The sequence below is a fragment of the Thermotoga neapolitana DSM 4359 genome (assembly GCF_000018945.1).
In the GTDB taxonomy this organism is placed as follows: domain Bacteria; phylum Thermotogota; class Thermotogae; order Thermotogales; family Thermotogaceae; genus Thermotoga; species Thermotoga neapolitana.
In genome coordinates this window covers 679,863-704,307 of record NC_011978.1, presented here as the reverse complement: position 1 = coordinate 704,307, position 24,445 = coordinate 679,863, and the positions used below count along the sequence as shown (strand labels likewise).

The 24,445-nt window shown below is 46.0% G+C and carries 27 protein-coding genes; 13 read left to right on the top strand and 14 right to left on the bottom strand.

What is annotated here, in order from left to right; genetic code table 11:
• Positions 1-125: 125 nt before the first annotated feature.
• The 3 genes from CTN_RS03490 to CTN_RS03480 are packed head-to-tail and all read left to right on the top strand — an operon-like array spanning position 126 to position 1,737.
• Positions 126-467 carry a J domain-containing protein gene (locus CTN_RS03490; protein WP_038067006.1) on the top strand — a complete coding sequence of 114 codons (342 nt, stop codon included), beginning with the start codon at positions 126-128 and terminating at the stop codon, positions 465-467.
• On the top strand, positions 464-928 hold the full coding sequence (locus CTN_RS03485; protein WP_231555996.1) for a hypothetical protein: 465 nt from the start codon (positions 464-466) through the stop codon (positions 926-928). Before CTN_RS03490 ends, CTN_RS03485 begins: the two co-directional genes overlap by 4 nt.
• Positions 925-1,737 (top strand): DUF5685 family protein, encoded by an 813-nt coding sequence (locus tag CTN_RS03480; RefSeq protein WP_015919198.1) that lies wholly within the window; start codon positions 925-927, stop codon positions 1,735-1,737. The genes CTN_RS03485 and CTN_RS03480 overlap by 4 nt, the downstream gene beginning before the upstream one ends.
• Positions 1,738-1,776: 39 nt before the next feature.
• Here the strand turns inward: CTN_RS03480 and cas10 are convergent, their stop codons facing one another.
• From cas10 to CTN_RS03440, 8 genes are all read right to left on the bottom strand, one after another.
• Positions 1,777-3,177, bottom strand: a complete 1,401-nt coding sequence (gene cas10, locus CTN_RS03475; RefSeq protein WP_081434635.1) for a type III-A CRISPR-associated protein Cas10/Csm1 — start codon at positions 3,175-3,177, stop codon at positions 1,777-1,779.
• A 20-nt stretch (positions 3,178-3,197) separates the two neighbouring features.
• Positions 3,198-4,808: a CRISPR-associated DxTHG motif protein gene (locus CTN_RS03470; RefSeq protein ID WP_015919196.1), complete on the bottom strand. Its 1,611-nt coding sequence runs from the start codon at positions 4,806-4,808 to the stop codon at positions 3,198-3,200.
• Between the two features lie 12 nt (positions 4,809-4,820).
• Entirely contained in the window at positions 4,821-5,573 is a 753-nt protein-coding gene (gene cas6 / locus CTN_RS03465) for a CRISPR-associated endoribonuclease Cas6 (RefSeq protein WP_041437564.1), read from the bottom strand.
• A 160-nt stretch (positions 5,574-5,733) separates the two neighbouring features.
• Entirely contained in the window at positions 5,734-6,156 is a 423-nt protein-coding gene (locus tag CTN_RS03460; protein ID WP_038067000.1) for a hypothetical protein, read from the bottom strand.
• Between the two features lie 36 nt (positions 6,157-6,192).
• Positions 6,193-6,597, bottom strand: a complete 405-nt coding sequence (locus CTN_RS03455) for a YkvA family protein (protein ID WP_038066997.1) — start codon at positions 6,595-6,597, stop codon at positions 6,193-6,195.
• Positions 6,598-7,116: 519 nt separating this feature from the next.
• Positions 7,117-9,069 (bottom strand): IGHMBP2 family helicase, encoded by a 1,953-nt coding sequence (locus CTN_RS03450; RefSeq protein ID WP_015919189.1) that lies wholly within the window; start codon positions 9,067-9,069, stop codon positions 7,117-7,119.
• Positions 9,066-10,103: an L-Ala-D/L-Glu epimerase gene (locus CTN_RS03445; RefSeq protein WP_038066994.1), complete on the bottom strand. Its 1,038-nt coding sequence runs from the start codon at positions 10,101-10,103 to the stop codon at positions 9,066-9,068. Before CTN_RS03445 ends, CTN_RS03450 begins: the two co-directional genes overlap by 4 nt.
• Positions 10,104-10,105: 2 nt before the next feature.
• Entirely contained in the window at positions 10,106-11,422 is a 1,317-nt protein-coding gene (locus tag CTN_RS03440) for a transglutaminase-like domain-containing protein (RefSeq protein WP_015919187.1), read from the bottom strand.
• Positions 11,423-11,454: 32 nt separating this feature from the next.
• On the opposite strand from CTN_RS03440, the gene CTN_RS03435 reads away from it, so the two are divergent.
• The gene (locus CTN_RS03435; RefSeq protein ID WP_038066989.1) at positions 11,455-12,129 is read left to right on the top strand and encodes a cyclase family protein; all 675 of its coding nucleotides are present in this window, start codon (positions 11,455-11,457) and stop codon (positions 12,127-12,129) included.
• Between the two features lies 1 nt (position 12,130).
• Here CTN_RS03435 and CTN_RS09655 read toward each other — a convergent pair whose 3' ends face one another.
• Genes CTN_RS09655 through CTN_RS03410 form a run of 5 tightly spaced genes read right to left on the bottom strand, consistent with a single transcriptional unit; the run spans position 12,131 to position 16,470 of the window.
• A complete protein-coding gene (locus CTN_RS09655) occupies positions 12,131-13,294 on the bottom strand; it encodes a glycerol-3-phosphate acyltransferase (RefSeq protein ID WP_015919185.1) in 1,164 nt (387 codons plus the stop codon).
• Between the two features lie 37 nt (positions 13,295-13,331).
• Positions 13,332-13,760 carry a ferritin-like domain-containing protein gene (locus tag CTN_RS03425; RefSeq protein WP_015919184.1) on the bottom strand — a complete coding sequence of 143 codons (429 nt, stop codon included), beginning with the start codon at positions 13,758-13,760 and terminating at the stop codon, positions 13,332-13,334.
• Complete coding sequence (gene nuoF, locus CTN_RS03420) at positions 13,757-15,580, bottom strand: NADH-quinone oxidoreductase subunit NuoF (protein ID WP_038066984.1); 1,824 nt, start codon at positions 15,578-15,580, stop codon at positions 13,757-13,759. The genes CTN_RS03425 and nuoF overlap by 4 nt, the downstream gene beginning before the upstream one ends.
• Positions 15,581-15,597: 17 nt before the next feature.
• Positions 15,598-15,978 carry a (2Fe-2S) ferredoxin domain-containing protein gene (locus CTN_RS03415; protein ID WP_015919182.1) on the bottom strand — a complete coding sequence of 127 codons (381 nt, stop codon included), beginning with the start codon at positions 15,976-15,978 and terminating at the stop codon, positions 15,598-15,600.
• Positions 15,979-15,981: 3 nt separating this feature from the next.
• On the bottom strand, positions 15,982-16,470 hold the full coding sequence (locus CTN_RS03410) for an NADH-quinone oxidoreductase subunit NuoE family protein (RefSeq protein WP_038066981.1): 489 nt from the start codon (positions 16,468-16,470) through the stop codon (positions 15,982-15,984).
• A gap of 180 nt (positions 16,471-16,650) precedes the next feature.
• On the opposite strand from CTN_RS03410, the gene CTN_RS03405 reads away from it, so the two are divergent.
• From CTN_RS03405 to CTN_RS03365, 9 genes are all read left to right on the top strand, one after another.
• A complete protein-coding gene (locus CTN_RS03405; RefSeq protein ID WP_015919180.1) occupies positions 16,651-17,412 on the top strand; it encodes an oxygen-binding di-iron domain-containing protein in 762 nt (253 codons plus the stop codon).
• Positions 17,413-17,421: 9 nt separating this feature from the next.
• Positions 17,422-18,252, top strand: a complete 831-nt coding sequence (locus CTN_RS03400) for a methyl-accepting chemotaxis protein (RefSeq protein WP_015919179.1) — start codon at positions 17,422-17,424, stop codon at positions 18,250-18,252.
• A 90-nt stretch (positions 18,253-18,342) separates the two neighbouring features.
• Positions 18,343-18,921 carry a pyruvate synthase subunit PorC gene (porC, locus tag CTN_RS03395; protein ID WP_038066977.1) on the top strand — a complete coding sequence of 193 codons (579 nt, stop codon included), beginning with the start codon at positions 18,343-18,345 and terminating at the stop codon, positions 18,919-18,921.
• Positions 18,922-18,933: 12 nt separating this feature from the next.
• On the top strand, positions 18,934-19,233 hold the full coding sequence (gene porD / locus CTN_RS03390) for a pyruvate synthase subunit PorD (protein ID WP_015919177.1): 300 nt from the start codon (positions 18,934-18,936) through the stop codon (positions 19,231-19,233).
• A 2-nt stretch (positions 19,234-19,235) separates the two neighbouring features.
• Complete coding sequence (gene porA / locus CTN_RS03385) at positions 19,236-20,414, top strand: pyruvate synthase subunit PorA (RefSeq protein ID WP_038066974.1); 1,179 nt, start codon at positions 19,236-19,238, stop codon at positions 20,412-20,414.
• A gap of 14 nt (positions 20,415-20,428) precedes the next feature.
• A complete protein-coding gene (locus CTN_RS03380) occupies positions 20,429-21,403 on the top strand; it encodes a thiamine pyrophosphate-dependent enzyme (protein WP_015919175.1) in 975 nt (324 codons plus the stop codon).
• 196 nt (positions 21,404-21,599) lie between these two features.
• Positions 21,600-22,199 carry an SDR family oxidoreductase gene (locus CTN_RS03375; protein ID WP_015919173.1) on the top strand — a complete coding sequence of 200 codons (600 nt, stop codon included), beginning with the start codon at positions 21,600-21,602 and terminating at the stop codon, positions 22,197-22,199.
• Positions 22,189-22,581 carry a fluoride efflux transporter CrcB gene (gene crcB / locus CTN_RS03370; protein ID WP_015919172.1) on the top strand — a complete coding sequence of 131 codons (393 nt, stop codon included), beginning with the start codon at positions 22,189-22,191 and terminating at the stop codon, positions 22,579-22,581. The genes CTN_RS03375 and crcB overlap by 11 nt, the downstream gene beginning before the upstream one ends.
• A complete protein-coding gene (locus CTN_RS03365; protein WP_015919171.1) occupies positions 22,578-22,886 on the top strand; it encodes a DUF190 domain-containing protein in 309 nt (102 codons plus the stop codon). Before crcB ends, CTN_RS03365 begins: the two co-directional genes overlap by 4 nt.
• Here CTN_RS03365 and mutL read toward each other — a convergent pair.
• Positions 22,883-24,421 (bottom strand): DNA mismatch repair endonuclease MutL, encoded by a 1,539-nt coding sequence (gene mutL, locus CTN_RS03360; RefSeq protein ID WP_015919170.1) that lies wholly within the window; start codon positions 24,419-24,421, stop codon positions 22,883-22,885. The two genes, CTN_RS03365 and mutL, sit on opposite strands and share 4 nt — an antisense overlap.
• Positions 24,422-24,445: the final 24 nt, after the last annotated feature.

Here is a 24,445-nt window from a genome sequence, read left to right as displayed (position 1 = left end):
CTTACCCTGGTTTAGTGAATAAAATATACAAAGTATAGTTAAATAATCTTTTGACTAACATACAAATGTGGGATATATCACAAACTCTGAAGATCTGATAACATATAACTGTGGAGGTGATTTCCGTGAATCCCTATGAAGTTCTCGGTGTTGAGCCTGGTGCTTCGAAGGAAGAAATAGAGAGGGCTTACCGCGAACTTGTGAAAAAGTATCATCCAGATCGCTACAAGGATCATCCACTCAGGGATCTGGCAGAAGAAAAGATGAAACAGATAAACGAGGCCTACCAGATGCTGATGAACGAAGAACCAGAAAAGAATTATTCTGAAGAAGATTCTAGATTTTTCTCCTACTCCATGGGATACAGAAACAACGAATGCAGAGATATACTCGCATGTCTTGGATGTGCCTGGTGTACGGATACCTGCTGTGAAGCATGCGGGGGTGACTGCATCCCTTGCATGTGAAAAAGATCTCCTACGGAGGGCTGATTTCCGCCCTCGTCGTTCTTTTGCTCTACACGGGAAACTTCACAAAGAGCAAGATTTTCTTTGCCGCCCTGTGCAGTGTTTTTGTGGGATTTCTTGTGGAACTGTTCGGAAAAGGGGCAATTCCATTGATCGCTGCTTTGAATCTACTCTCTTTTCTTCTTGTTCCAAATCCAGGATATGTTTCGATATTTCTGGTGCTCTCTTTCTACTCCTTTGTGAGGAAAAAATCTCTCCTTTACAGGCTTTTTTATCTAAATGCGGGATTTTTCTTTCTCCTGATCGTTGCCATCAGGTTCTTCAAAGTAGAACTTCCAGAGGTTTCTCCCATCCTCTACATTCCTGGCATAGCAGGTCTTCAAATTGCCTTTCTGGCCTATGATTATCTCTACACGAGGATTCTCGATTATCTCCTTCACCTTGTAAGGGAGAGAAGATGATGTTTGGATACATCAAACCGCTGAAGTGTGAACTCAAGGTCAGAGAGTACGAAGAGTTCAGAAGGTATTATTGTGGAGTCTGCCGTGCTCTGAAGAGGTACTCCATAGTCCCCCGGCTTCTTCTCACCTACGAGGCTGCCTCACTTTCTCTTCTTCTTTCTAGTCTGAAGGGTGAACATGTGGAGAGAAAGCGAAACTTCTGCTTTTTCACTCTGAAAAAAGTGGAATACTATCAGTCTGAATCCATAAACCGTGTTGCAGAAATCTTCGTAGCCCTTCTTTCCGAGAAAATGAGGGACAACTATCTGGACACGAAAAATCCGATTTATCTTCTGGTCAAATCGTTTTTGAAAAAAGACCCGAAAATATCGAAACTCTTTGACAGATTCTACACACTGGAAAGGAAAAAAGCAAACTTTGAAGAACTCGCAAAAGAGCAGGGAAGAATACTCGGAAAGATCCTGGAATCGACCGTTGAAGAAGAAGATCAGAGAAGAATCCTTTACCATCTTGGTGTGCACCTTGGAGAGTGGCTCTACATCGTCGACGCACTCGATGATTTCGAAAAGGATAAAAAGAAGGGGGTGTACAACCCCCTCGTAGAAGAGTACAGAGATTTTGAAAGAGCAAAGAACGCTGTAAAGGATGTTCTTGAAATGTGCATCAACGAGATCTGGAAGGCATACGACCTTCTGAATTTAAAGAGAAACAGGTCAATTCTTGACAACATAATGTATCTTGGAGCACCTGCCGTGACGGAGAGAATTTTCATGAAACAGAGAGAAAGTTCACCGGCGGGAAAAACCTGAAAAAGCAGGAAGGGATTCACTCAACGATTCTGTAGATTTCTACATCCCCCATACCAAGTCTTCTGTTCTCTCCCACACCACACAGTCTTCACCTGGTTTTCTTGAGAAATCAAAGCGTTTGTTGAAGATTTCAAACCTTCCATTGTCCTTTTCAACGAGATAGATGTAAGTATAATTTCCTTCTTCATCCTTTTTAAGAAGGTCTCTTCCAAGTTCGTACATCTTCCTGCAGAAATCACAGGCTATTTCTTCTTCGCTGTCACCGAGGGCAAAGAGTTTTTCGACTCTGTTTCCGCACACTTTGCACGTGAAACCTCCCTTTTCCGCGATCGAAGAGAGATCATCCGGGAAGAGTTCCTCAAGGTCTTCTTCTGTGTACATTCTGAGTTTTCTCAGGTTCACCTTCTTTGCTATGCTCTCGAAAATGCTTCCCATGTCCTTGACATCTTTTGTTGAAAACTCCGTGTATTCCGTCACAAGATGGAGTGAAAGCCCTCTTTTCCTGAACCAGGCGTTCAGTTCTTTTCTGATCTTTTCAATGGTTTCTTTCACCTTTTCCGTGTTGGACAAAACAAGGTGGAAGTGTCCTCCTCCGATGTAGTGAACATTTGTTCTGTAAAAGCCTGTTCTGCTGAGAATCTCATCAACCACAACTTCCTGGAGGATCTCTATGAAGAAACTTCTTCCTCTGTAGGATCTGAGTGCTCCCTTCGAAGAGACACTGGAGATGAAGTTCTGGATTCCAGAGACGTCTCCTCCAACAAGAAGGAAGGGTTTTACGGAAGGATCTTCGAAGTATCTTTTCATCTCATCGTAAGTTTTGAAGTCAAGGTGATTCTCTTTTGCGTAATCGTACAGGGCCAGAGAAAGCATGGCGGTGACTTTCAGATGGTCGTAAAGAGAAATGTCCATGTCTCCTTCCACTCTTGTTTCCTGTGGGATGAAGGAAAAATACTTGTACACAAGAAAGTTCACATCGTCCGGTGAGAGACTAATCTTCTCTGCATCCTCAACGAACGATTCGTAAAGAGAAGCGTAACTCTCCTTTTCTTCTTCCATTTCCGTGACGGCTTCTGTTATTTTATCTGCGGATCTGATAGGAAAATAGGTGGGCTTTTTTTGTTCCTTTTCTGGAATCTTCGAGAGGAGGTTCTCTAACCTTCGATACTCGTCGAAGACGTTCCCATCAGTCATTCTCTCGCTGCTGGACAGGTTGTCTGCAAAGCACACGTACCAGACCTTTTCATCTTCTAAATTTTTTTCTTTAAGATCCTTTTCATGATGGTAGTGTATGTACTTTTGAAACTTTGCAAACTTTTTTACCTTATTTGTGAAATCGTACCCTGCCAGTTGATGTGCTCTGCTATCACCTGCTCTTCTCACAACTTTTCCTACATCGTGAATGAGAGCACCTACGACGAGCTCTTTCCTGTCATTCAAGAATAAAGCACCCCCTTTCTTCACTCAAGTTCCAGAATTTCTCCTACCACAAAGGGATTTTTTATCTGCTCTTCATAGCTTCTTCTGTCTACAGCGAGAACGGTTTTTATCTTTCTTCCATATCTGAGATGATTTTTTATACACTCCACTAGGTAAGTGAGAAGTGTGGTTCCTCCAGTTAGGTTGACTATTATCTCGTCGGAGTCTGCAAGGTATTCTCTGGCTTCGGATATAACTCGATTTATCTCATTCACCCCTGTAAACGGGTCCTCAAGGAGTATCACTTTGTAATCATTCTTATATTTCACTTTTTCCAGAATTTCAGGAAGGATTTCCTTCCCCTGTTTTGATGTCACAATCAGAAGCAAATCAGGTGAAAAATGCTTTAGGACAGTATACAGAGCCCCTTTTGTTGTACCAAGAGGCGTGAGGAGGGCAGCTTTTCTACTCTGATAGGACTTTTCTGAAGAAATCAGGATTCTCTCCGGATGTGATGAAACGAGAGATTTGATGGCTTTCTCTATTTTGTTCAAAGAAGGAAGGTCAACTTTGTTGAAACCAAAACGAGCAACATGATTTCTTGCCTGAAGAATGATATCGTAACCCAGTTTTGAAAGGTTAACAGATTCTCTGACATCTCTTTCGAGAAAATTCGTTTCTTCTCCACTCATCATCAGATAAGCGTTTATCAAATATTCTCTTGCCAGGCGAAGTGCCATTCCCAGATCACCAGTTTGAAGATAAAAATTCAACAATTTTCTTTCAGATTCCAGTTCCTCTTCATTCAGTTTCAAACCTCCTCTTTCGATGTGAAAAACCCTGTAACTTTTTTCCAGAACATCCAAAAGGGCAGCAATTTCTGGAACAAATTCTTTCACTTCTGATCTTATCTGATTTCTTTTTCCATCAAAAAATTCAAAGAAATTTGATAGGTTCTTTCTAATAGCTTTTATTGATCCTATTCTGAGAGAGAAAGAAATATTCTGCAAACTACTGGATAAAGAATTCAATATTCTCGGCTTTTTCGAACTATTTTTTCTGTGGATCTCTTCGTTTCTTTTTCTTATCAGATGAGCCAGCTCTTTCGCATATCCATACTCTCTGAACAAGCGAACTGCGTAGATCCACTCTGTAGCCCTGGTCAAAGGAGTTAGGTCTTCACATTCGGTTGTGTTTGTTTCCGGGTCAAATTTACCGTAGATTACTCTAACATCGATACGTTTGGCTTCCTTAAGATACAGTGCCACCACACCTGCCATCAGGGGAAAACTTCTGAAAGAATGCGTAATGTCCAGTATAATGTTCTCATCTTCCTTAAGATTTTCCACGAGTGTCCTTACAAGAGAATTCATCACAACCTCTGAGGAAACCCTTTCTGGTATGCTGAAAAACTTGTAAGACACATTTTTGTTCTCCAGGTAATTTCTACATTCAAGCCACGTTTCACTCTGTCTTGATTCCTCCGTCAGAAAAAATAGAACCTCCACTGATTTTCCCAGATGATGTAAATAATCTACTATCGCTAAAGGAAAAACTTTTTGTCGAACACAGAAATCTGGAGAAATCTTAACCAGGCTTTCTCTATAATTTCCCACACCGAGGAAAGTCACAAGTTTGACAAACTCATGCACCCCATCACCTCCTCAGGGCTTATTCTCTTTCAAAGCCACCATTCCAAATCCCATGCTGTTCTTTTCACCAAAGCCTGTTTCATAACCGATCTCTACCAGTTTCCTATCACCCCTCATTCTGAATGGAAAAACAACTGCTCTGACGAAGACATCCTTCAACTTGATTCTCTTTGTTATGCGTTCTCTGGATTTTATGTAGTTCCAATCTGGTATGATTTCCACATCGCCTTCTGGGTCTTTTCCGTAGAAGATGCGGTACTTCTTGTACAGGTTTTTCTTGAAGGCCTCGTAAAACTCTTCTTCACACGGGTGAAGGTACCTGTGAACCAGTTTTCCATTTTTCTCTTCGGGAACACTGACAACAAGAGGAGAGATCATAACGAAGTTATACTCCGAAAGGGCTGGAAGAGATTCCTCGACGGTGATCGACTGGACAAAAAACTCTGTCTTCCCAACCCTTATCACAGGATCTTCAGATAGGGAAGAAAACATGTACCTTACAAAGTCAACGACAGGAGAAGATATGTGCCACCACCCCCTTCCCGGAAATATAACTATCTTGTCTCCATCTACTTTTGAGTTCTCAAAAAAGAGCTGAGAGAACGTGAAAAACTTGAATCTCTTTCCGTACCCACTTTCGTGGAGAAATCTGGCAAAGTTTTCGTTCTGAGCGGCCAGTCTTTTGTAGATAAAGGATGAAAGAAAGTAATTGTAGTTCAGAGGAATTCTGGCTTTGGTAGTTTGAAAATTGATTTTTATTCTCATACCACACCCCCTTTTTGTGATAATTTTATCATTTTTGTCCACCAAGAACACGGTAATAAGTTGCACGTAAGAAAGGGAAGGCCCCTCCCTCCGTACTTTTTCTACCCGACCCTCCTTGATGATGTCTTGCGTCTTCAGATTTTTAGGCACACTTTCTAAATCACAATACTTTCAAAAGTGCATCGTATAGAGTCATACTTTTTTCGAGATTCATCGAGTGATTGATGATTCTAAAATTTCTCGGATTGGTAACTCCGTAGTTATATCTGGGGCGTAATATGGCGTTTTTGCTTTTGAAATCTGGCAAAACTTTGTACCTGACAATATCTGCTTTAAAACCCAGGATGTCTCCGGTCGCAATATCAAGAGTGTGTGGCAATCTTTTTATCACCATCCACAGATGATCGATTTTCACGGATTTATTTTTATATCTGACGGTAACGCTGGTCAATAAAACTATCGGATACTTGCAAGAGGGGTGTCTTGTAGAACCGAATCTTTTTACGTTACCAACAACTTCGACAGTTTTTCCCACAAACTGCTTGAGTTCGCTTCTGATTCTTCTTTTTTGGAGAACTGGCATGTACTCTCACCCCGGATCTTCGGAAGTTGATCTTCATCAAGCAAACACTTTCTGTTTCCTCTTCCTCTGTTTCCCCTTCCAGGCCATGTATTTCTGCAAATCTTCCCTAACGAGATTCCAGAGGAACTTTATAACTGTAATGTCATCAATCCAACCAGCAACAGGTATGATGTCCGGTATTATGTCGAAAGGAAAGACGTAGTAGAAAATAGCGAGAGACGCTGCAGCAATAGTTCCCCCGGGGACATCTTTATATTCTCCTGTGAAAAAGTCCTTCAGCATCGAAAGAAATGTTTTGAACTCTTCAAAAACTTCTGCTATGTTTCTAAATGCACCTTCAAGAATTTCTTCTTCGTTCTCTACGTATTTTCTCGATTTTTCGATGATTTCCTCCTCGCTTTTTCCTTTGAGAAACCTGTTCAGATATTCTCTTCCTTCCATATGTTCACCTCCCGAAGTGTTTAATTGCGTTGAAAAAAGGCAGTGGAGAAACCCCACTGCCAGGAAGGGTTCATCAGGTTGTGATCTTACCTTGTTTTGTCCTTGTCCTTGTCTTTTTCTTTCTCCCTTTCTTTGACTTCTCTTGAAATGGCATCTAATACCATACCTGTTCCTATCAATACTTTTGCAATGATTTCGATATTCATATGTTCACCTCCTTTCTGTTCGATTTTCCATCTCTGTGTTTTTAGGTACACTTTCTGACGTCGGAAACGATCAGCAAAAAAGCATCGGAAGTTTAACTCCATCATTCTTTCTTAAGTTCCTCAACCAATTCGGAAATGGTCTGTAATATTGTTGCCAATCCAAACAGTATCATCCCAATCGTTCTGATGTTCATGGATCGCACCTCCTCTCCTATCAGTTTCCGTTCCTCGAGTTTGTAGGTACACTTTCTGGCAAAACAACAAAACAAAAAACCGGGCGCAAAGCCCGGTAAGTCTCTTCCTGGATCAATTTTCAGAGTATTACGTAAGTTCCCTTCTTCCTTGCAAACTCTACAAATCTTCTGTATGTTGGATGAACAGAAAGCGTGCTGGAATCTCCTATTGCTATCAACTTTCTTTTGGCCCTTGTGAGGGAGACGTTGAGTCGTCTGAGATCTTCGAGAAAACCTATCTCACCGTTTTTGTTGGACCTCACAAAGGATATGATGATCACCTCTTTTTCCCTTCCCTGAAACCCATCCACACTGTGCACTTCCACCTTTTCTTCCAGAAGCGTTCTTACCAGATCCACCTGGTCATCGTAGGGCGTAATGACCCCGATCCATTCTTCTTTGACCCCCATGGAGATGAGTTTTTCCACGATTTCTTTCACCAGCCTGGCTTCCAGAGGATTTTCCCTCGACGGAGAGTCTTTCCTTTGCCTTTCAAACCTGTCAGGTCTGTTTCTGGTGTCCACAAACACAAGCACGTTCTTTGGTGAGAGAATTACATCCCAGAGTTTGTCGAAGTTCGGTGACTCCACACCAAGATCGAGGAGGGTGATGTTTTTTACGCTGTCGTCTGCTTTGAGTTTTCCATCGTAGAATTCCCTGCTTGGAAATTCCATCAAAATTTCATTCATCCGGTACTGGGTGTCGAGAAGAACGGACTTTTCAGGATAGAGCCTTATGAGTTCTTCAAAGAGTGTTCTGGACAGATCCCTTGCTTCCTCTGAAAGTATCGTTGGAGGAAGTTGTTTGTGATCTCCTGCAAGAACGAACTTTTTTCCTCTGGAGATGGGAATCAGAATGCTGGGAATCGTTGCCTGAGATGCCTCGTCCACCACCACGACGTCGAAGAGAATACCAGAGACTATATCGAGGGCGGCGGACGAGTTGGTGGAGAGCACCACCTGTGCCTTCCTCACGATGCTTCTCGCTATCGCCTCTTCCTTTTCTTCGATCAACTCTCGCATTTCCTGAATCTGATTGTTCAGCTTTATCCACTCAGCCATCTCTTTTATCCTTTCCTTTGGAACTCCCCTGGCGCTCCAGTTTTTTTCGGCGTATTCCAGGATCTTTTCATCACTCAGACCTCTTCTCCACTGGGGAGACGGTTTTGTGAATCTGTCCCTTTTCTCGATCAGTTTTGAAAGATTTTCCTTCATCTCCTTCACCTTCGTATATTCATCGTGAGTTTCTATCTGGTGTGCGAGGGTGGATTCTTTCAGGTGTGGTGACACCCTCGAGGGATGGCCGATTCTCACAAGGGACACACTTCCCCACAACCTCTCCACCAGGTTGTCCACCGCGAGGTTGCTCTCTGCTGTGACAAGAAGTTTTCTTCCACGCGCTGTCTCCTGTCTGATGTACTCCACAAGGGTTCTTGTCTTTCCCGTCCCGAAGGGACCGTGGATGAGGAAAAAGTCAGAACTTCCAAGGGCAAGAGACACAGCCTCTCTCTGACTTTCGTTGAGACCTTCGTCGAAGGGAACGAACTCCTCTTCGACCGACTCTTCTGGCTCTCTCTTTCCGAGGAGAAACTCCAGACACCTCTTACCCTCCGGTGAAAGTCCCATCAGGTTCTCTATCTGTCTTCTGAAGGTGATATCGCTTGCAAACAGGTCTATTCTGACGTTTTTGAGTTTCCAGGGAGGCAGTCTGTCGACTGCAACGGTGATGAATCTTGTTCCCTTCTCTACCACCGTTCCCGTGTAATCGCTTTTCAGGGGGGTTCCCTTGCTTATGAGAACAAGATCTCCCACTCCGATTTCCGTGTCTATCTCTTTTCTTCTTCCAAACCTCACAAAGAAGTAGCCGAGTTCCTCTCCCACGAACTTTCCCGTAAGACCGAGAATGGCACGGCCCTTCTTTTCTCTTTCTTCTCCGGAGAGCCGCTTTATTTCATCGAGCATGGCGGAGATCTCGGCGTTTCTTTCGAGTTCCACAAGTTTTATGAGTTTCTTCACAAACTGATGAACCGTCATTCTTCTCTCACCCTCATTTCTGGACCTTCCTGGATGAACTTTCCTCTGAATTTTTCTTCCTTCAACATAAGATGACTGTCCAGATCGTGGTATTCGAACGCACCCGTTCCAAGGGCAAAGTGCACGCTCTGGTTGATTCCAAGACTGGACTCTCCCATACATCCTATCATGAGTTTCAGTCCCGATGCTTCTGCAATCTTCACTATGGCCAGGGCATCGGAGATGCCGGACTTCATGAGTTTGATGTTCACATAGTCCACCGCCTCTTCTTTCACCAGTCTCATCACGTCAAACTTTGTTCTTGCAGATTCGTCCGCCGCTACAGGAAACGGAGAGTGAAACCTCACAAACTTCAGACCGTCTATATCCTCTCTTCTCACAGGTTGTTCATAAACGGAGATGTCTATTCCTGCTTGGTAGATCTTCTTTACAAACTCCACCGCTTCCTTCGGGGAGTAGCCCATGTTCGCATCTACGATGTACTTTGCACCTTTTGTGACCTTTGCTATCTCCATCATCGCTTCGATGTCTTCCTTCAGGTTTTCTCCCACTTTGATCTTTATCACCCTGAAGCCTTCTTCGAAGATCTTTCTTGCCTCCTCCACTCGCTTCTCTATGGAATCTATTCCCACCGTTTTGTCCGTTTCTATCCTGCTCTTTGCACCTCCAAGAAGATGACACACCTGAACGTCGAGTTCCTGCGCCAGAGCGTCGAGCACCGCAAACTGAACGGCCGCTTTCAAACTCGGGAAAGCAAATAGTTTATCCGTGATCTCAAAGATCTTCGCGTAGTTTCGAACGTCAAAGCCGGTGATCATGTCCTTCACCACGTTTTCTACTGCCAGAAGAGCCTCCACCCTCTCTCCGTTCACCCTGAACGAAGGAGAGGCCTCTCCATAACCCCTGATCCCGCTCTCGAGTGTGATCTCGACCTCCACGTTTCTGCTCTCAGAGGAGATGCTCCCTGTTATATGGAAGGGCTTTTCGTACTCGTGCCTTCTGAGGGTGAACTTCACGTCCACTATTTTCGACATGCTCACACCTCCTCAAAACTCAAAACTTCCAGAGTGCTTTCGAATGGAAGCCTTCCATCTTCTCCCTCTGCTTCTCCCACCTGATTGTCAGTGGGATCCTGCCTGATGTAGCGTGGCTCTGGGTCAAAACTCTTCATGAAATCGTCGTTTGCCACCATTCTGAAACCATCCAGGTTTCCAAAGTAGAAACTTCTGAAATCTTCCCTTTCCTTCCTTGCACCTCCAAAGGAAAGATCCGCTGGAAGCCACCCGTAAGGTTCGATGTAGAAAAGTGCCCAGTCGTGTGGGGAAGCAAAGATGGGGTTTATGTACCATCCAGACTGCCACCTTGCCGGAATCCCAGCGATCCTGCACATCGTTATGAACAGCAAAGCCTGGAAACCACAATCACCCTTCAGGTTGTTCACCACAAAATCCGTGATGTTCTCGTAGAGAGCGTACGGTTTCACATAAGAGTACCTCACGTTGAACGTGATCCAGTCGTAGATTCTCTTTGCCCTGAGGTACGGATTTTCCTCGTCTCCCACAACTTCTCTGGTGAGCCATCTGAGTTTCGGTGTGAAGACGATGTGAGGTGGCTCTTTCCTCAGAAATTCTTCGAAATGTCCAGGTTCTTCGACCACTTCGGGATCAACACGGTTTATCCACTCCCTCACGGTGTACTCGAACTCCACGAAATAAACGGAGTCTTTTCCTTCGAAGTATATCGTTCTCTGTGGAACATCGTTCGGTGCCAGGTAGAAGTTCTTGTGGCTTGTTTTCAGAAGTTTCACGTTTTCGATCTGAAAACCCTCTTTCGGGAACGGAAGCCAGACACGGTTTCTGGAAGAAGTTTTCTTCAGCCTCAGAGTAACCCTTGCCCTCACGAGATATTCCTTTGGTTTTTCACCCTTTGTGAGACGTTCAAGACGGTCATGGAGGATTTTTCGTGCCTTTTCGACTTTTTCATCTTTTTTTCTGAGTCTTTCTCTGTACTCTGGTTTTGCGAAGGCAAGGTTGTGAAAGAAGCGCCTTTCAAATCTTCTTTCTCCATTCACAACAATGTAGTCAAGAATTCCTTCCTTTAGAAGACGGTGAAACTCTTCTTCGGAGAAATCTTCAAACATCTCTTTGAGTTTCTCGAGGGCCTCTTTTTCGCTGAAAGGATAATCTTCGATGAGTCTTTCTATTCTTTCTTTTTCGTAGATGAGTCTTTTTCGCTGAAGTTCTGGGAGGTCTTTTTTCAGGAATTCATCGATCAGTTTCAAAGCAGTGGAAAAGTTCCCCAGGGCTTCTTCCCTGGCGATCTCTTCTGGTAAACTGTATACGAGAAACTCCATGATCTGAACCTCCTGAAAGGGAAGTGATGGACATGTTCATAGAACTATCTTACCCCATTGAAGAGAAAATGATGACCTATCCAGATAACCCTCCGACTCGCTTTGAAGTGGTGGACAGAATCGAGCAGGGAGATATCGCCAACACCACGATGATTCATCATTTTTCACACACGGGAACCCACGTGGATGCTCCGTATCATTTTTGCAAAGACGGCTGGACTCTGGATGAGATACCACTTGAGTACTTCATATTCGATCATCCTGTGATCGTGAACAGAGAAAAAGCTCCCATGGAACTTTTCACGCTGGAAGATCTGAAGGGAGTAGACCTGACCGGGGCAGATCTTCTCATGTTCAGATCAGGCTTTTCTAGGTTCAGAATAGAAGATCCTGCCACTTACAGATTCCTGTTTCCTGGAATCTCTCCTGAACTTGCAAGATTTTTGAGAGAAGAAGTTCCCTCGCTCAGGGCGATCATGCTCGATTTTCTCAGTGCCGATCCCATCGTTTCGGGAGCAAAAGAAGGATACCCTGCACACAGATGGCTTCTTTCGAAAAAGTTCAGCAGAAAAAGACCGATCATCATCTTTGAGGATGTGAACTTGGAACCCATCGTTGAAAGAAAGATAAAGCGTGTGATAGCACTTCCGGTGAGATTCAAGGGACTGGATGGAGGGCCTGTCAGCGTGCTGGCAGAGGTGGAATGAGTCAAAACAGGTTCATCACAAGAGAAGAGAAAACAGGAACGGATACGTTGTCATCTATCGACAGAGGAAGAACCTCACATGTTGTGGCAACCACGCTGCCAAGAAAGACAGGAAGAAAATCCATCAATCCCGAAAGAAAGATCGCATAAGCAACAAAGAGGTTAACGGCAAAGGCCGCCATCGTTCCTTCGAAACTTTTGTGAAACAGTCTTTTCCTCCCAAAGGAGACCCCGACAACCTTTGCGGTCATATCACCGAAGATGAGAAAACATCCTGCTGCGAAAGAGATTTCCTTTTCAAAGAGCAGAAAACTGAGAAGTACTCCAAGTAGAAACAGTGTCATGGAGGAGATCTTCTTTCTTTCACCACTTCTGTAGATTCTGTTCTCGAGTTCCTCGTGGAAAAACCTGTGAATTCTGCGGCTGATCAACCTTGAGATGTCTGCCAGAAGAAAAATGGAGAAAACTATCACCACAAGAAGCAAAAATTTTTCCTTTTCCATCTTCAATCCAAGAAAAAGGAGCAAAAAAGCAGAGGGTCTGATCAGAACTCTCCAGCCAGCCTCCCCCAGTTTGATGACCTTTTCCTCAAGAACGTTTCTCAGATTGATCATCCAGAGTGTACCCACAAGGACCCAGAGAAACCAGAGGTGATCAACCTTCCTCAGAGAAAGGAGCAAACCAAGTGCAGGAAGAACAAACAAACCGACGACGTCTCCCTTTTTGCTGCTCCAGAGGAGAACAAGTACAAGAGACAAAAGGACAAACAGATCCGAAAGAAACCACCATACTGGAAACCTTAACCAGGTATTCCAGAGAAAGAAAAGAAGAAGTCCTACACTCGTTGCCGCTCCTTTTCCTCCCCTGAACTGCAGATAGAAGGGAAAGATGTGTCCGATCACAGCAAAATAGCCAGACAGAAGTGCTATAAAATCTGACTGGCCCATCGCCTTTGAAATTTGAACAGCAAGAACACCTTTCGTTGTATCGTAAAAAGCCGTCACAACAGCCGGCCACAATCCGGCAATTCTGTAGACGTTTGTGGTTCCAGCGTGCTTTGTTCCCACATTCCTCACGTCCACTCCGACAAATGCCTTCACAAGAAAATAAGCGGGCAGAATACTTCCAAGAAGATATCCGATCAGAAGTGAAAGAACTATTTTCACTCACCTCGAAAAAACCCCGCCGGTCGGCGGGGCAGTTTCACACATCAAGCCTCAAAAGGTCCCTCAGATGTTTCTTTTCTTCGTCAATGATCAACTGGATCGGTTCTTTCTCAGGAACAAAGGCCAGTATCTCACTGTAGAACACGATGGAATCTTTTTCGACCTCTATAGCCCTTCTCACTGCCTCTCTCAGATCATCGGGTGGAGTGTCTTCCAGTTTTGGAAAGATGGAGATTTCAGCAAGGGATTCAAGGTATCCGAGTACCTCATCGGAAGGGTTGAGGTCCTGTTCGTACTTGTCGAGAATTTCTCTGAACCTTCTTGAATGGTCTCTTTCCTGTTCTGCAAGCCTTTCAAAGAGTGCTTTTGTTTCTCCTTCAGTTTTCTCCGCCAGGTTTTTGTAGTATGAGTACCCGGTTGATTCGATCTTCAAAGCGATGTTCAAAAGATCCCTTGGCCCTATCATTCTACCGCCTCCTCCACGGGCAGAGCCGGTGTGACTTTACTGATGGCACCGAACCTGCAGACCTCGATACAGCTACCGCACCTGACACACTCTGCCTGATCTATCACGTGTGGCTGTCTCACCTGACCACTTATACACTGAACAGGACACACCCTCGCACAGGCGGTACAGCCGACACACTTTTCTGGATCTATCACGTAACTGATGAGTGCCTTACACTTTTTGGCAGGGCACTTCTTCTCCCTGACGTGTGCAAGATACTCGTCCCTGAAGTACCTCAGGGTTGAAAGAACGGGGTTCGGTGCGGTCTGGCCGAGTCCACAGAGGGAAGTATCCTTTATCACGTTCGCGAGTTTTTCTAGTTCTTCTATGTCTTCCTCGGTTCCCTCTCCCGATGTGATCTTTTCCAGGATTTCGAGCATTTTCTTCGTTCCTTCTCTGCAGGGAGTACACTTTCCGCAGGACTCTTCCACGGTGAACTCAAGGAAGAACCTTGCAACGTCGACCATACAGTCGTCCTCGTCCATCACGATCATTCCACCAGAACCCATGATGGCTCCCAGTTTCTGTAGAGACTCGAAGTCAACGGGAGTGTCTATGTACTCGGCGGGAATACATCCCCCGCTGGGTCCTCCTGTCTGTACGGCTTTCAGTTTCTTGTCTCCCACTATTCCTCCGCCGATCTCATAGATGAGTTCTCTGAGGGTGATTCCCATCGGAACTTCCACAAGACCTGTGTTCTTCACTTTACCGGCGAGTGCGAATACCTTCGTACCTGGAGAGGTTTCTGTTCCATACTTTCTGAATTCCTTCGCACCGTTTCTTATTATCCAGGGTACGTTCGCAAGTGTCTCCACGTTGTTGATCACCGTTGGATATCCCCACAGACCTTTTTCAACGGGATACGGGGGTTTCACCCTAGGCTGGCCCCTTTCTCCCTCTATGGAAGCCATGAGTGCCGTCTCCTCACCGCAGACGAATGCTCCCGCACCGATTCTGATCTCTATGTCGAAGGAAAAATCCGTTCCCATGATGTTTTCTCCAAGAAAGCCGTACTCTCTTGCCTGTTCAAGAGCGATGCTGAGCCTTTCTATGGCAAGGGGATATTCAGCCCTGACGTAGACAAAGCCCTTCTGGGCACCTATCGCGTAGGCAGCGATCGCCATACCTTCTATGACAGCATGGGGATCTCCTTCGAGAACAGACCTGTCCATGAACGCTCCTGGATCTCCTTCGTCTGCGTTACAGACAACGAACTTCTTCTCGGCCTTCTGTTTTGCAGCGAGTTCCCATTTGAGCCCCGTTGGAAAACCTGCCCCTCCTCTTCCTCTGAGACCACTGTCTTTGATCTCTTTTATCACATCCTCTGGCTTCATCTGAAGGGCCTTTGCAAGGGCAAAGTATCCGTCCCTTGCTATGTACTCTTCTATCTTCGTTGGATCTATGACTCCGAGGTTTCTCGTGACGATCTTCACCTGTTTTTTGAAGAAAGGCACCTCTTCGTGAACTCTGGGAACGGGCTTTCCTTCCGGTGCTCTGTAGAGATGCTTTTCGACGATCCTTCCCTTGAGGATGTGTTCCTCGACTATTTCTTTTGCCGCGTCAGGGGTGAGTTTCTGATAGAACACTCCTTCCGGGTAGATCACAGCGATCGGACCCAGCGTACACGCACCCATACAGCCTGTCTCTATCACCCTGACGACTTCATCAAGACCGTACTTTTTCAGTTCTTCCTCGAAGGCATCCTTGACACTCTTTTCACCCGCAGAGATACAGGCTCCTCCTGCACAGATGAGGATCGTGTTCGTTGTGAGTGGCACTTCATTCACCTCCAGTGTCAGACTTCTCCTCTTTTGACAACCAGATCTTCTACCACTCTACCTTCCAGTATGTGCATCTTCACTATTCTCCTTGCATTCTCAGGTGTCACCCTGCCGTACACAACGGGTTCCTGCCCTTCGAGTCTCACTTCCACCGTCGGTTCAACCTCACAGAGACCCATGCAACCGGACTGAACCACGGCCACATCATTCACACCGTGTTCGTTGAGTGCCTCAACGATCGCCTTCAGGGTCTCTTTCGCACCGGCGGCGATCCCGCACGTTCCCATGGCAACCGTTATCTTCCCTCTTTTACCCGTTTCACCCCTCAGTTGCAGATCTTTGAGAGCCTGCTCTTTTATCTTCATGAGTTCTTCCAGGCTTTTCACCTTACCCATTCCTCATCCCTCCCGCCTGTACTTGTTTATGATCTGAGGTACCATATCGGGCGTCACTCTACCGTAGAAGTCGCTGTCGTCCACCATGACAACGGGAGCCATGCTGCACGCTCCGAGGCATCTCACTCCATGAACGGAGAAGAGTCCGTCACTGGTGGGCTCGTCCGGACTCACCTTGAGTTCCTCAAGAAATCTTTCGAAGATCCTGTCCGCCCCTTTCACATAACATGCGGTACCAAGACAAACTTTGATCTGATGTTTTCCTTTTGGCTTCGTGGAGAAGAAGTTGTAAAAAGTGACCACACCGTAGACCTTGGAGAGTGGCACATTGAGTTTGTCGGAGATGAACTCGAGAACGTCCGCAGGAAGGTATCCGAACAACTCTTGCGCCTTGTGGAGCACCTGTATCAACACATCCTTTTTCCCTTCGTAGTTGTTTTTCTCTATGAACTCATCCAGTTCCTTGAAAAGTTCTTCCTTTGATTTAACCAACACGGCCACCTCCTAACTGATATTAAATCGAGAATTTTTTCACAATTTTCATCTGATATTTTTTTCACATTCATCACACCAATTATATCATCCCAGAGTACTGTACACCGAAAAGAAAAGAAAAATTTGTGAAGTGATAGAATCAAAGGGGAAGACATTGGCTGAGGAGGTGATCAATCGATGTTCGATAACGAGGTTCTCTACGATGATGGACAGCACAGGTTCTTCTTCCTGGGATGGGAAGAAAAGGAGGAAGAGATTGTTCAGACGAACCAGTACCTGATAATGGACGGTAACGAGGGAGTCCTTCTAGATCCCGGAGGAGCACACGTCTTTCCACGTGTCATGTCCAACATCGCTGAGATAACGGAACTTTCCAGTATAAAACACATATTTTACACGCATCAGGACCCTGATGTCACCTCCGGAATTCTCTTGTGGCTTTCCATATGCGAGAACGCGAAGATATACATTTCCTCTCTCTGGGTCAGATTCCTCCCTCACTTTGGAATTTTCGATCAGAAAAGAATCGTTCCCATCCCGGACAAAGGATCGAAGATAAAACTTTCAAGCGGAAAAGAACTCGAGATACTGCCCGCTCACTTTCTCCACTCAACCGGAAACTTCGTCGTTTACGATCCTGTTGCGAAGATACTGTTCTCTGGTGACATCGGAGCGGCAGTGTTCGAGCGCGGAAAGAGGTACAGATACGTCGACAACTTTGAACATCACGTTCCGTTGATGGAGGCATTTCACAAAAGATACATGGCTTCCAACGCAGTCTGTAAAAAATGGGTGGACATGGTATCAAAGAGGCCCATAGAGATGATAGCCCCACAGCATGGTGCTGTTTTCAGAGGAGAGTCCGTGAAGAAGTTCCTGGAATGGTTCAGAAATCTCAAGTGTGGAGTCGACCTTGTTGACACTCTCTATTCTGTGTGAGGTGATCCCATGAGGGAAATCGTGGACAAACTGACTTCCGCCTTCTTTGCAGAAAATACCATCATATCGTTCACCAGCCAGCTCGACGAAGCCCTGACCAGAAAACTCCAGAGGGTCCAGCGGAAAGTGGAGAACATCAAAGATAGATTCATAGAGCTCAACGGGGTGTTTCAAAAGATCTCCCAGGAATTTCAGAAAAACAGTGAGAAACTGATCGAAGCTGTTCAGGAAATGGAGAACATGAACAGCCAGATCATCGAGGATCTAAAAAAATCGGGTACAAGTGTTGACCAGGTTGTCGACAGGGTGAACGAAGCATCCTCACAGATAGCAGAAACACTGGAGAACATAAAATCCATAGAAGAACTCGTTCGAAACATCATGAAGATAGCAAGGGAAACAAATATACTCGCTCTGAACGCCACCATAGAGGCAGCTCGTGCGGGAGAAGCCGGTAAAGGTTTTGCAGTGGTTGCAAGCGAGGTTCAGAACCTCTCCAGCGAGACGAACAGGGTGACAAAACAGATCGAAGCCAAAACAAGGGAGATAATAGAATCCACCCAGCGCTCTCTCGAAAATCTAGAGTTCATGGCAAACCTTTTCGAAACGGTGGGAAGGACCCTTCAGAACATGATCCAGTTCATGGAAAAAAACGTGGCTCTCCTCCAAGAAGTGAAAAACACCCTTGACAACTCGAGTAAAACGTTGTTCGAAGAAAGCGAGGAGATCAACTCGGCCACGAAAGTGCTGGAAGAGACAACCAGGGGATTCACAACGATAGCCAGGGTGATAAACTCTGTGGTCTCTGCCCAGAGGAAGCTGAAGGACCTGAAAATTTAATAATCTGTTCAAGTATTCCGTTTATGAAATGAACTATGTATTTGATACAATTACGTGGGTTAAATCACATTGTGTAAGGAGGTGCAATCGATGCCCGTTGCAAAGAAATACTTTGAGATTCGCTGGCACGGTAGAGCCGGGCAGGGCGCAAAGAGCGCTTCTCAGATGCTGGCAGAGGCGGCACTAGAAGCAGGAAAATTCGTTCAGGCGTTTCCAGAATACGGTGCAGAAAGAACGGGTGCTCCCATGAGGGCGTTCAACAGAATAGGCGATGAGTACATCAGAGTAAGATCCGCCATAGAGAATCCAGATGTTGTCGTGGTAATCGATGAAACGCTACTTTCTCCTGCCATTGTAGAGGGTCTTTCGGAAGACGGAATCCTCCTTGTGAACACGGTGAAAGACTTCGAGTTCGTCCGACAGAAAACAGGCTTCAACGGAAAGATCTGCGTGGTCGATGCTACAGACATTGCCCTTCAGGAAATAAAACGTGGTATACCGAACACACCCATGCTAGGAGCACTGGTCAGAGTAACAGGAGTTGTGCCACTTGAAGTGATAGAGAAAAGAATTGAAAAGATGTTCGGAAAGAAATTCCCTCAGGAAGTGGTGGAAGCAAACAAGAGGGCCCTCAGGCGTGGATACGAAGAAGTGAAATGCTCAGAGTGAGGAGGTGTAAAAATGTCCCTTAAAAGCTGGAAAGAAATCCCCATCGGTGGTGTCATCGACAAACCGGGAACGGCAAGAGAATACAAAACGGGAACATGGCGTGTTATGAGGCCCATACTTCACAAAGAAAAATGTATAGATTGTATGTTCTGCTGGCTGTACTGTCCTGATCAGGCAATCGTTCAGGAAGGCGGAATCATGAAGGGATTCAACTACGACTACTGCAAGGGTTGCGGACTCTGTGCAAACGTCTGTCCAAAGCAGGCTATAGAGATGAGACCTGAGACGGAGTTTCTGGGTGAGGAGGGATGAAGATGGAAAGGGTCGTTGAGAGAGTGGCCGTCACCGGTGCCGAAGCCGTTGCCAATGCGATGAGACAGATAGAACCCGACGTCGTCGCGGCATACCCCATAACTCCGCAAACTCCCATCGTGGAGTACTTTGCTAGATTCGTCGCAGACGGCATCGTCAAAACAGAGATGATACCCGTTGAGAGCGAACACAGTGCAATGAGTGCCGTTGTGGGAGCTGCCGCCGCAGGCGCAAGGGCGATGACGGCAACCAGTGCGAACGGTCTTGCTCTGATGCATGAGATCGTTTACATTGCCGCGTCCTACAGACTTCCCATAGTGATGCCCGTTGTGAACAGGGCCCTGAGTGGTCCGATAAACATACATTGTGATCACAGTGATGCGATGGCAGAAAGAGACTCAGGCTGGATACAGCTCTTTGCAGAGACAAACCAGGAGGCTTACGATTTCACCATCCTTGCCGTGAGACTCGCAGAACACTCCGATGTGAGACTTCCCGTCATGGTGAACCTCGATGGATTCATCCTCTCCCACGGGGTGGAACCCGTTGAGTTTTATCCTGACGACCTTGTGAAGAAGTTCGTCGGTGAACTGAAACCCATGTATCCTCTCCTGGGCACAGAACACCCGGTAACGTGGGGACCCCTCGATCTCTACGATTACTACTTCGAACACAAAAGACAGCAAATAGAAGCCATGGAAAACGTGAAGAAAGTGTTTCCGGAGATCGCAAAAGAGTTCGAAGAGACGTTCGGCAGAAAGTACTGGTTCGTCGAACCCTACAAACTGGACGATGCAGAACACGTGATGGTGGCCCTCGGTTCCACGAACAGCACGATAAAATACGTCGTCGACGAACTCAGGGAAGAAGGCCACAAAGTTGGCGCATTGAAGATATGGATGTTCAGACCGTTCCCGAAGGAACAACTTCAGGAGCTTCTCAACGGTAGAAAGAGCGTCATCGTCCTTGACAGGGCAGTCTCTTTTGGAGCGGAAGCCCCCCTGTATGAGGCTGTTAAATCCTCCCTGTACGAAGTGGCCGCAAGACCAAGCCTTGGATCCTACGTTTACGGTCTTGGTGGAAGGGATATAAAACCGGAGCACATCAGAAAGGCCTTCGAGGACGCCATAAACGGAAATCTGATCGCCGACGAACAGAGATACCTTGGTCTCAGAGAATGAAGGAGGTGTGAAGAATGCCCGTTAACATAAAACAACTGGCACAGGAGTTCGACAAGAAGGAAATAGGTATCACACAGGGTCACAGACTCTGTCCCGGATGTGGTGCTCCAATCACGGTCAAATTCGTTATGATGATCGCAAGACACCTTGGATACGAACCCGTTGTTGGACTAGCGACAGGTTGTCTGGAGGTTTCCACCACCATCTATCCCTACACCGCCTGGAGCGTTCCCTACATCCACAACGCCTTCGAAAACGTAGCAGCAACGATGAGCGGTGTAGAAACCGCTTACAGGGCTCTTAAGAACAAAGGAAAGATTCCAGAAGACAAAAAGTACGCTTTCATCGCGTTCGGAGGAGACGGAGGAACGTACGATATAGGACTTCAGTCACTCTCCGGTATGCTTGAAAGAGGCCACAAGGTGCTTTATGTCCTCTACGACAACGAAGGTTACATGAACACAGGAAACCAGAGATCCGGTTCCACACCACCGGGTTCTGACACCACAACGGCTCCCGTTGGAAAGAAACTCCCCGGAAAAGTCCAGTTGAAAAAGAACATCGTCGAGATCGTGGCAGCCCATGAGAACGTCTACGCCGCAACTGCCGCCCTGTCCGAGCCAATGGACTTCTTCGCCAAGGTGGAAAAGGCACTGAACTTCGACGGACCTTCTTTCCTTGCAGTGCTCTCCCCCTGTGTCAGGTTCTGGAGGGTGAACGACGACAAAACGGTTGAGATCTCAAAACTCGCAGTGGAAACAAAGTACTGGCCCCTGTACGAAGTGGAAAGGGGAGTTTACAGAGTCACAAGAAAGCCAAGACAGTTCAAACCCGTGGAGGAATTTCTGAGGGCCCAAGGAAGGTTCAGAAAACTGCTTTCAAGACCCGACGCGAAAGAGATCATAGATGAACTTCAGGAATACGTCGACAGAAGATGGGAAAGGCTCCTTGCGCTGGAAGAGGCCACAAAAGACAAACCGATCAGATGAAAGGGCGGGTTCTCCCGCCCTTTTTTGGAGGGAGTATCATGCTTTCTGGTAAAGTTGCTGTTGTCACGGGTGGAGGACAAGGAATAGGCGCTGCGATCGCTCAACTTTTTGCAGAAAACGGAAAGCGGAAATAGATGAAGAGGCCGGCTTTGAAAGAGAAGAGATTCTGAGATCGAAGGGTCTGGATGTCACCTTCGTGAAGACGGACGTTTCTGACGAAGAATCCGTGAAGAACATGGTGAAGAAAACCGTGGAACTCTACGGTGGAATAGACGTTCTTGTGAACAACGCCGCCATCACTTCTGTGAAAAGCATATTCGAAAGATCTCTCGAAGAGTGGGAAAGAGTGATCAGAGTGAACCTCACAGGTCCCTACATCTGTTCCAGATACTGTGCAGAAGAGATGATAAAACGTGGCGGTGGAGTGATCATAAACATTGCAAGCACAAGAGCTTTCCAGTCGGAACCAGATACGGAGCCTTATTCAGCCTCAAAAGGGGGTCTTGTTGCCCTCACCCATTCTCTGGCTGTGAGTCTTTCAAAGTACAGAATAAGAGTGGTGTGTATCAGTCCGGGATGGATAGAGACATCGGAGTGGAAGAAAAAATCTCTGAGAAAAAAACCAGACTTGAGACCCATCGATCATGAACAGCACCCCGCAGGAAGAGTGGGAAACCCGCTGGATATAGCTCACCTGTGTGTTTTCCTTGCGGACGATGAAAAGGCTGGTTTCATAACGGGAGTGAATTTCACCGTCGATGGAGGAATGACTATAAAAATGATCTATGAGGAGTGAAGACAGGTTGGAATACCTCCTTGTGGCAATCGGCGGATCGATCGGAGCCATTTTCAGGTATTTCGTTTCCAGAGTGGTCAACTCCCTTTTTCCATTCTCCTATCTTCCTCTTGGAACGATCGTTGTGAACACCACTGGATCTTTTTTTCTCTCTCTTATGATGTTCGCCTCTCTTGAAAAGGTTCCCCTGTCGAAGGAAGCGATCCTCTTTTTTGGAACAGGACTTCTCGGTGCCTTCACCACTTTTTCTACCTTCACGTACGAGACGCTTTCCCTCATAGAAGAAAGCCCGGCAAGGGGTGTGGTGTACATGCTGACCAGTCTGATCCTTTCCTTCACAGGTGCTTATTTTGGAATGATTCTGGGGAGAGGAAAGGTATGAAACTTTTGAGAATCTACCTTGGGGAGAAGGACAGACATGGAGGAAAGCCCCTCTTCGAGTACCTTGTGAAGCAAGCCTATGAACTTGGAATGAAAGGAGTAACCGTTTACAGAGGAATAATGGGATTTGGTCACAAAAGGCACATACACAGGAGTGACTTCTTCAGTCTCTCACCGGATCTTCCCATCGTCCTGGAGATCGTAGATGAAGAAGGAAGGATAAATGAGTTTTTGAGAGAACTCGATGGCATAGATTTCGATGGTCTTGTTCTCTTAATCGATGTCGAAGTTGTAAAAATGGGTTAGCGTTCGAAGAACCTGTCCAGATCTTCGTAACTGATCCTGAAAGAAACAGGCCTTCCGTGTGGACACCTTTCGTATTTTTTCTGGAAGTAAAGATCCACGAGTTTTGAAGCCGTCTTTTCGTCGAATTCACCGGATCTTGTGGCAAGTTTACACGCGGCAAGGGCAATTTTTTCCCTCAACATCTCCGTGCTGCCGTGGATGATCTCTTTGAAGAATTCTTCCACGGCATCTTCTGTGAGAAACTCTGGAACCTTCCGAACCACCAGGGATTCACCTTCAAACTGGAAGGAAAAGCCCAGTTTTTCCAGTTTTTCCAGCTTTTCATCAGGCAGGCTGGTGATGACCCTTCTCTTCAGGTTCTTCGATCTCCATACCCTTTTTGCCAGGATTTCCTCGTATATGACCCGCTCATGAAGTGCGTGAAGATCGATGAAAAAAAGGGCATCTTCAGTCTCCACAACCGCGTACTTTTTCTTCACAAGAAACCACCTGTAGGAAGAAGGTTCTGCCACACTGAGCGCACGGGAGGAGATTTCTTCGTACGTAACCGATCTGTACCACTTCCTTGCAAGATTTTTCGTCAAAACTTCCTCCAGGGCCTCTTTGACCTTTTCTTCCTCCAGAAACCTCACCACGATCTTCGAGGGGTGTATGTTGATATCGAGTTTTTCCGGATCTGTTTCTATGAATAAAACAGCGATCGGATACCTTCTTTTTGGAAGATCGTAGACCTTCATGAGAACCTCGTGGAGCTCCTCAGAGATGACAAAGCGTTCGTTCACATAGAAGTACTCTCCTGTTCTGTTCGGTCTTGTGATTTCACGCGCTGAAACGATTCCTTTTATCTTCAGATCCGAAAGTTCCTCTTCGAACGTTATATATCCCTTTCTCAGATCCTCGAGTATCAAAAGAGCCCTTTCGAAAAGGTCGCTTGTTGCTGGGAAAGAATGAATTATCTTTCCATCTGAGATGAAGGTGAAGTCCACGTTGTTTTTCACAAGGGCGAACCGTTCGAACATCTCACGACACATTCTGAGTTCTATTGAGGAAGATTTCAGGGATTTTCTTCGAACGGGTAGATTGAAGAAAAGATCCTTCACCTCAACTGTTGTACCGGTGTCTCTGTGGGTTTCAGAAATTTCTTCCACCTTTCCTCCGGTTATCAGAACCTGAGTTGCAAGGGCATCTTCCTTCGTTTTAGTCACGATTCTGGTCCTGCTCACCTGAACGATCGAAGCGAGTGCCTCTCCTCTGAAACCGTACGTTCTGATCCTGCGAAGGTCCTCTTCGCTTTCTATTTTACTCGTTGTGTGAGGTTCTATAGCGACAAGGACCTCTTCCTTTGTCATTCCCGTTCCGTTGTCTGATACTCTCACGAGATTCTTCCCGCCGTTTTCGACCTCAACAACCACCCTGTTTGCCTGTGCATCCAGGCTGTTTTCAACGAGTTCTTTCACAACAAAGGAGGGATTGTGTATTACCTCACCTGCAGCTATCTTTCTGATCAGACTTTCAGGAAGCCTTCTTATTCTCAAGGTGTCACTCCCTAATTTTTTTGA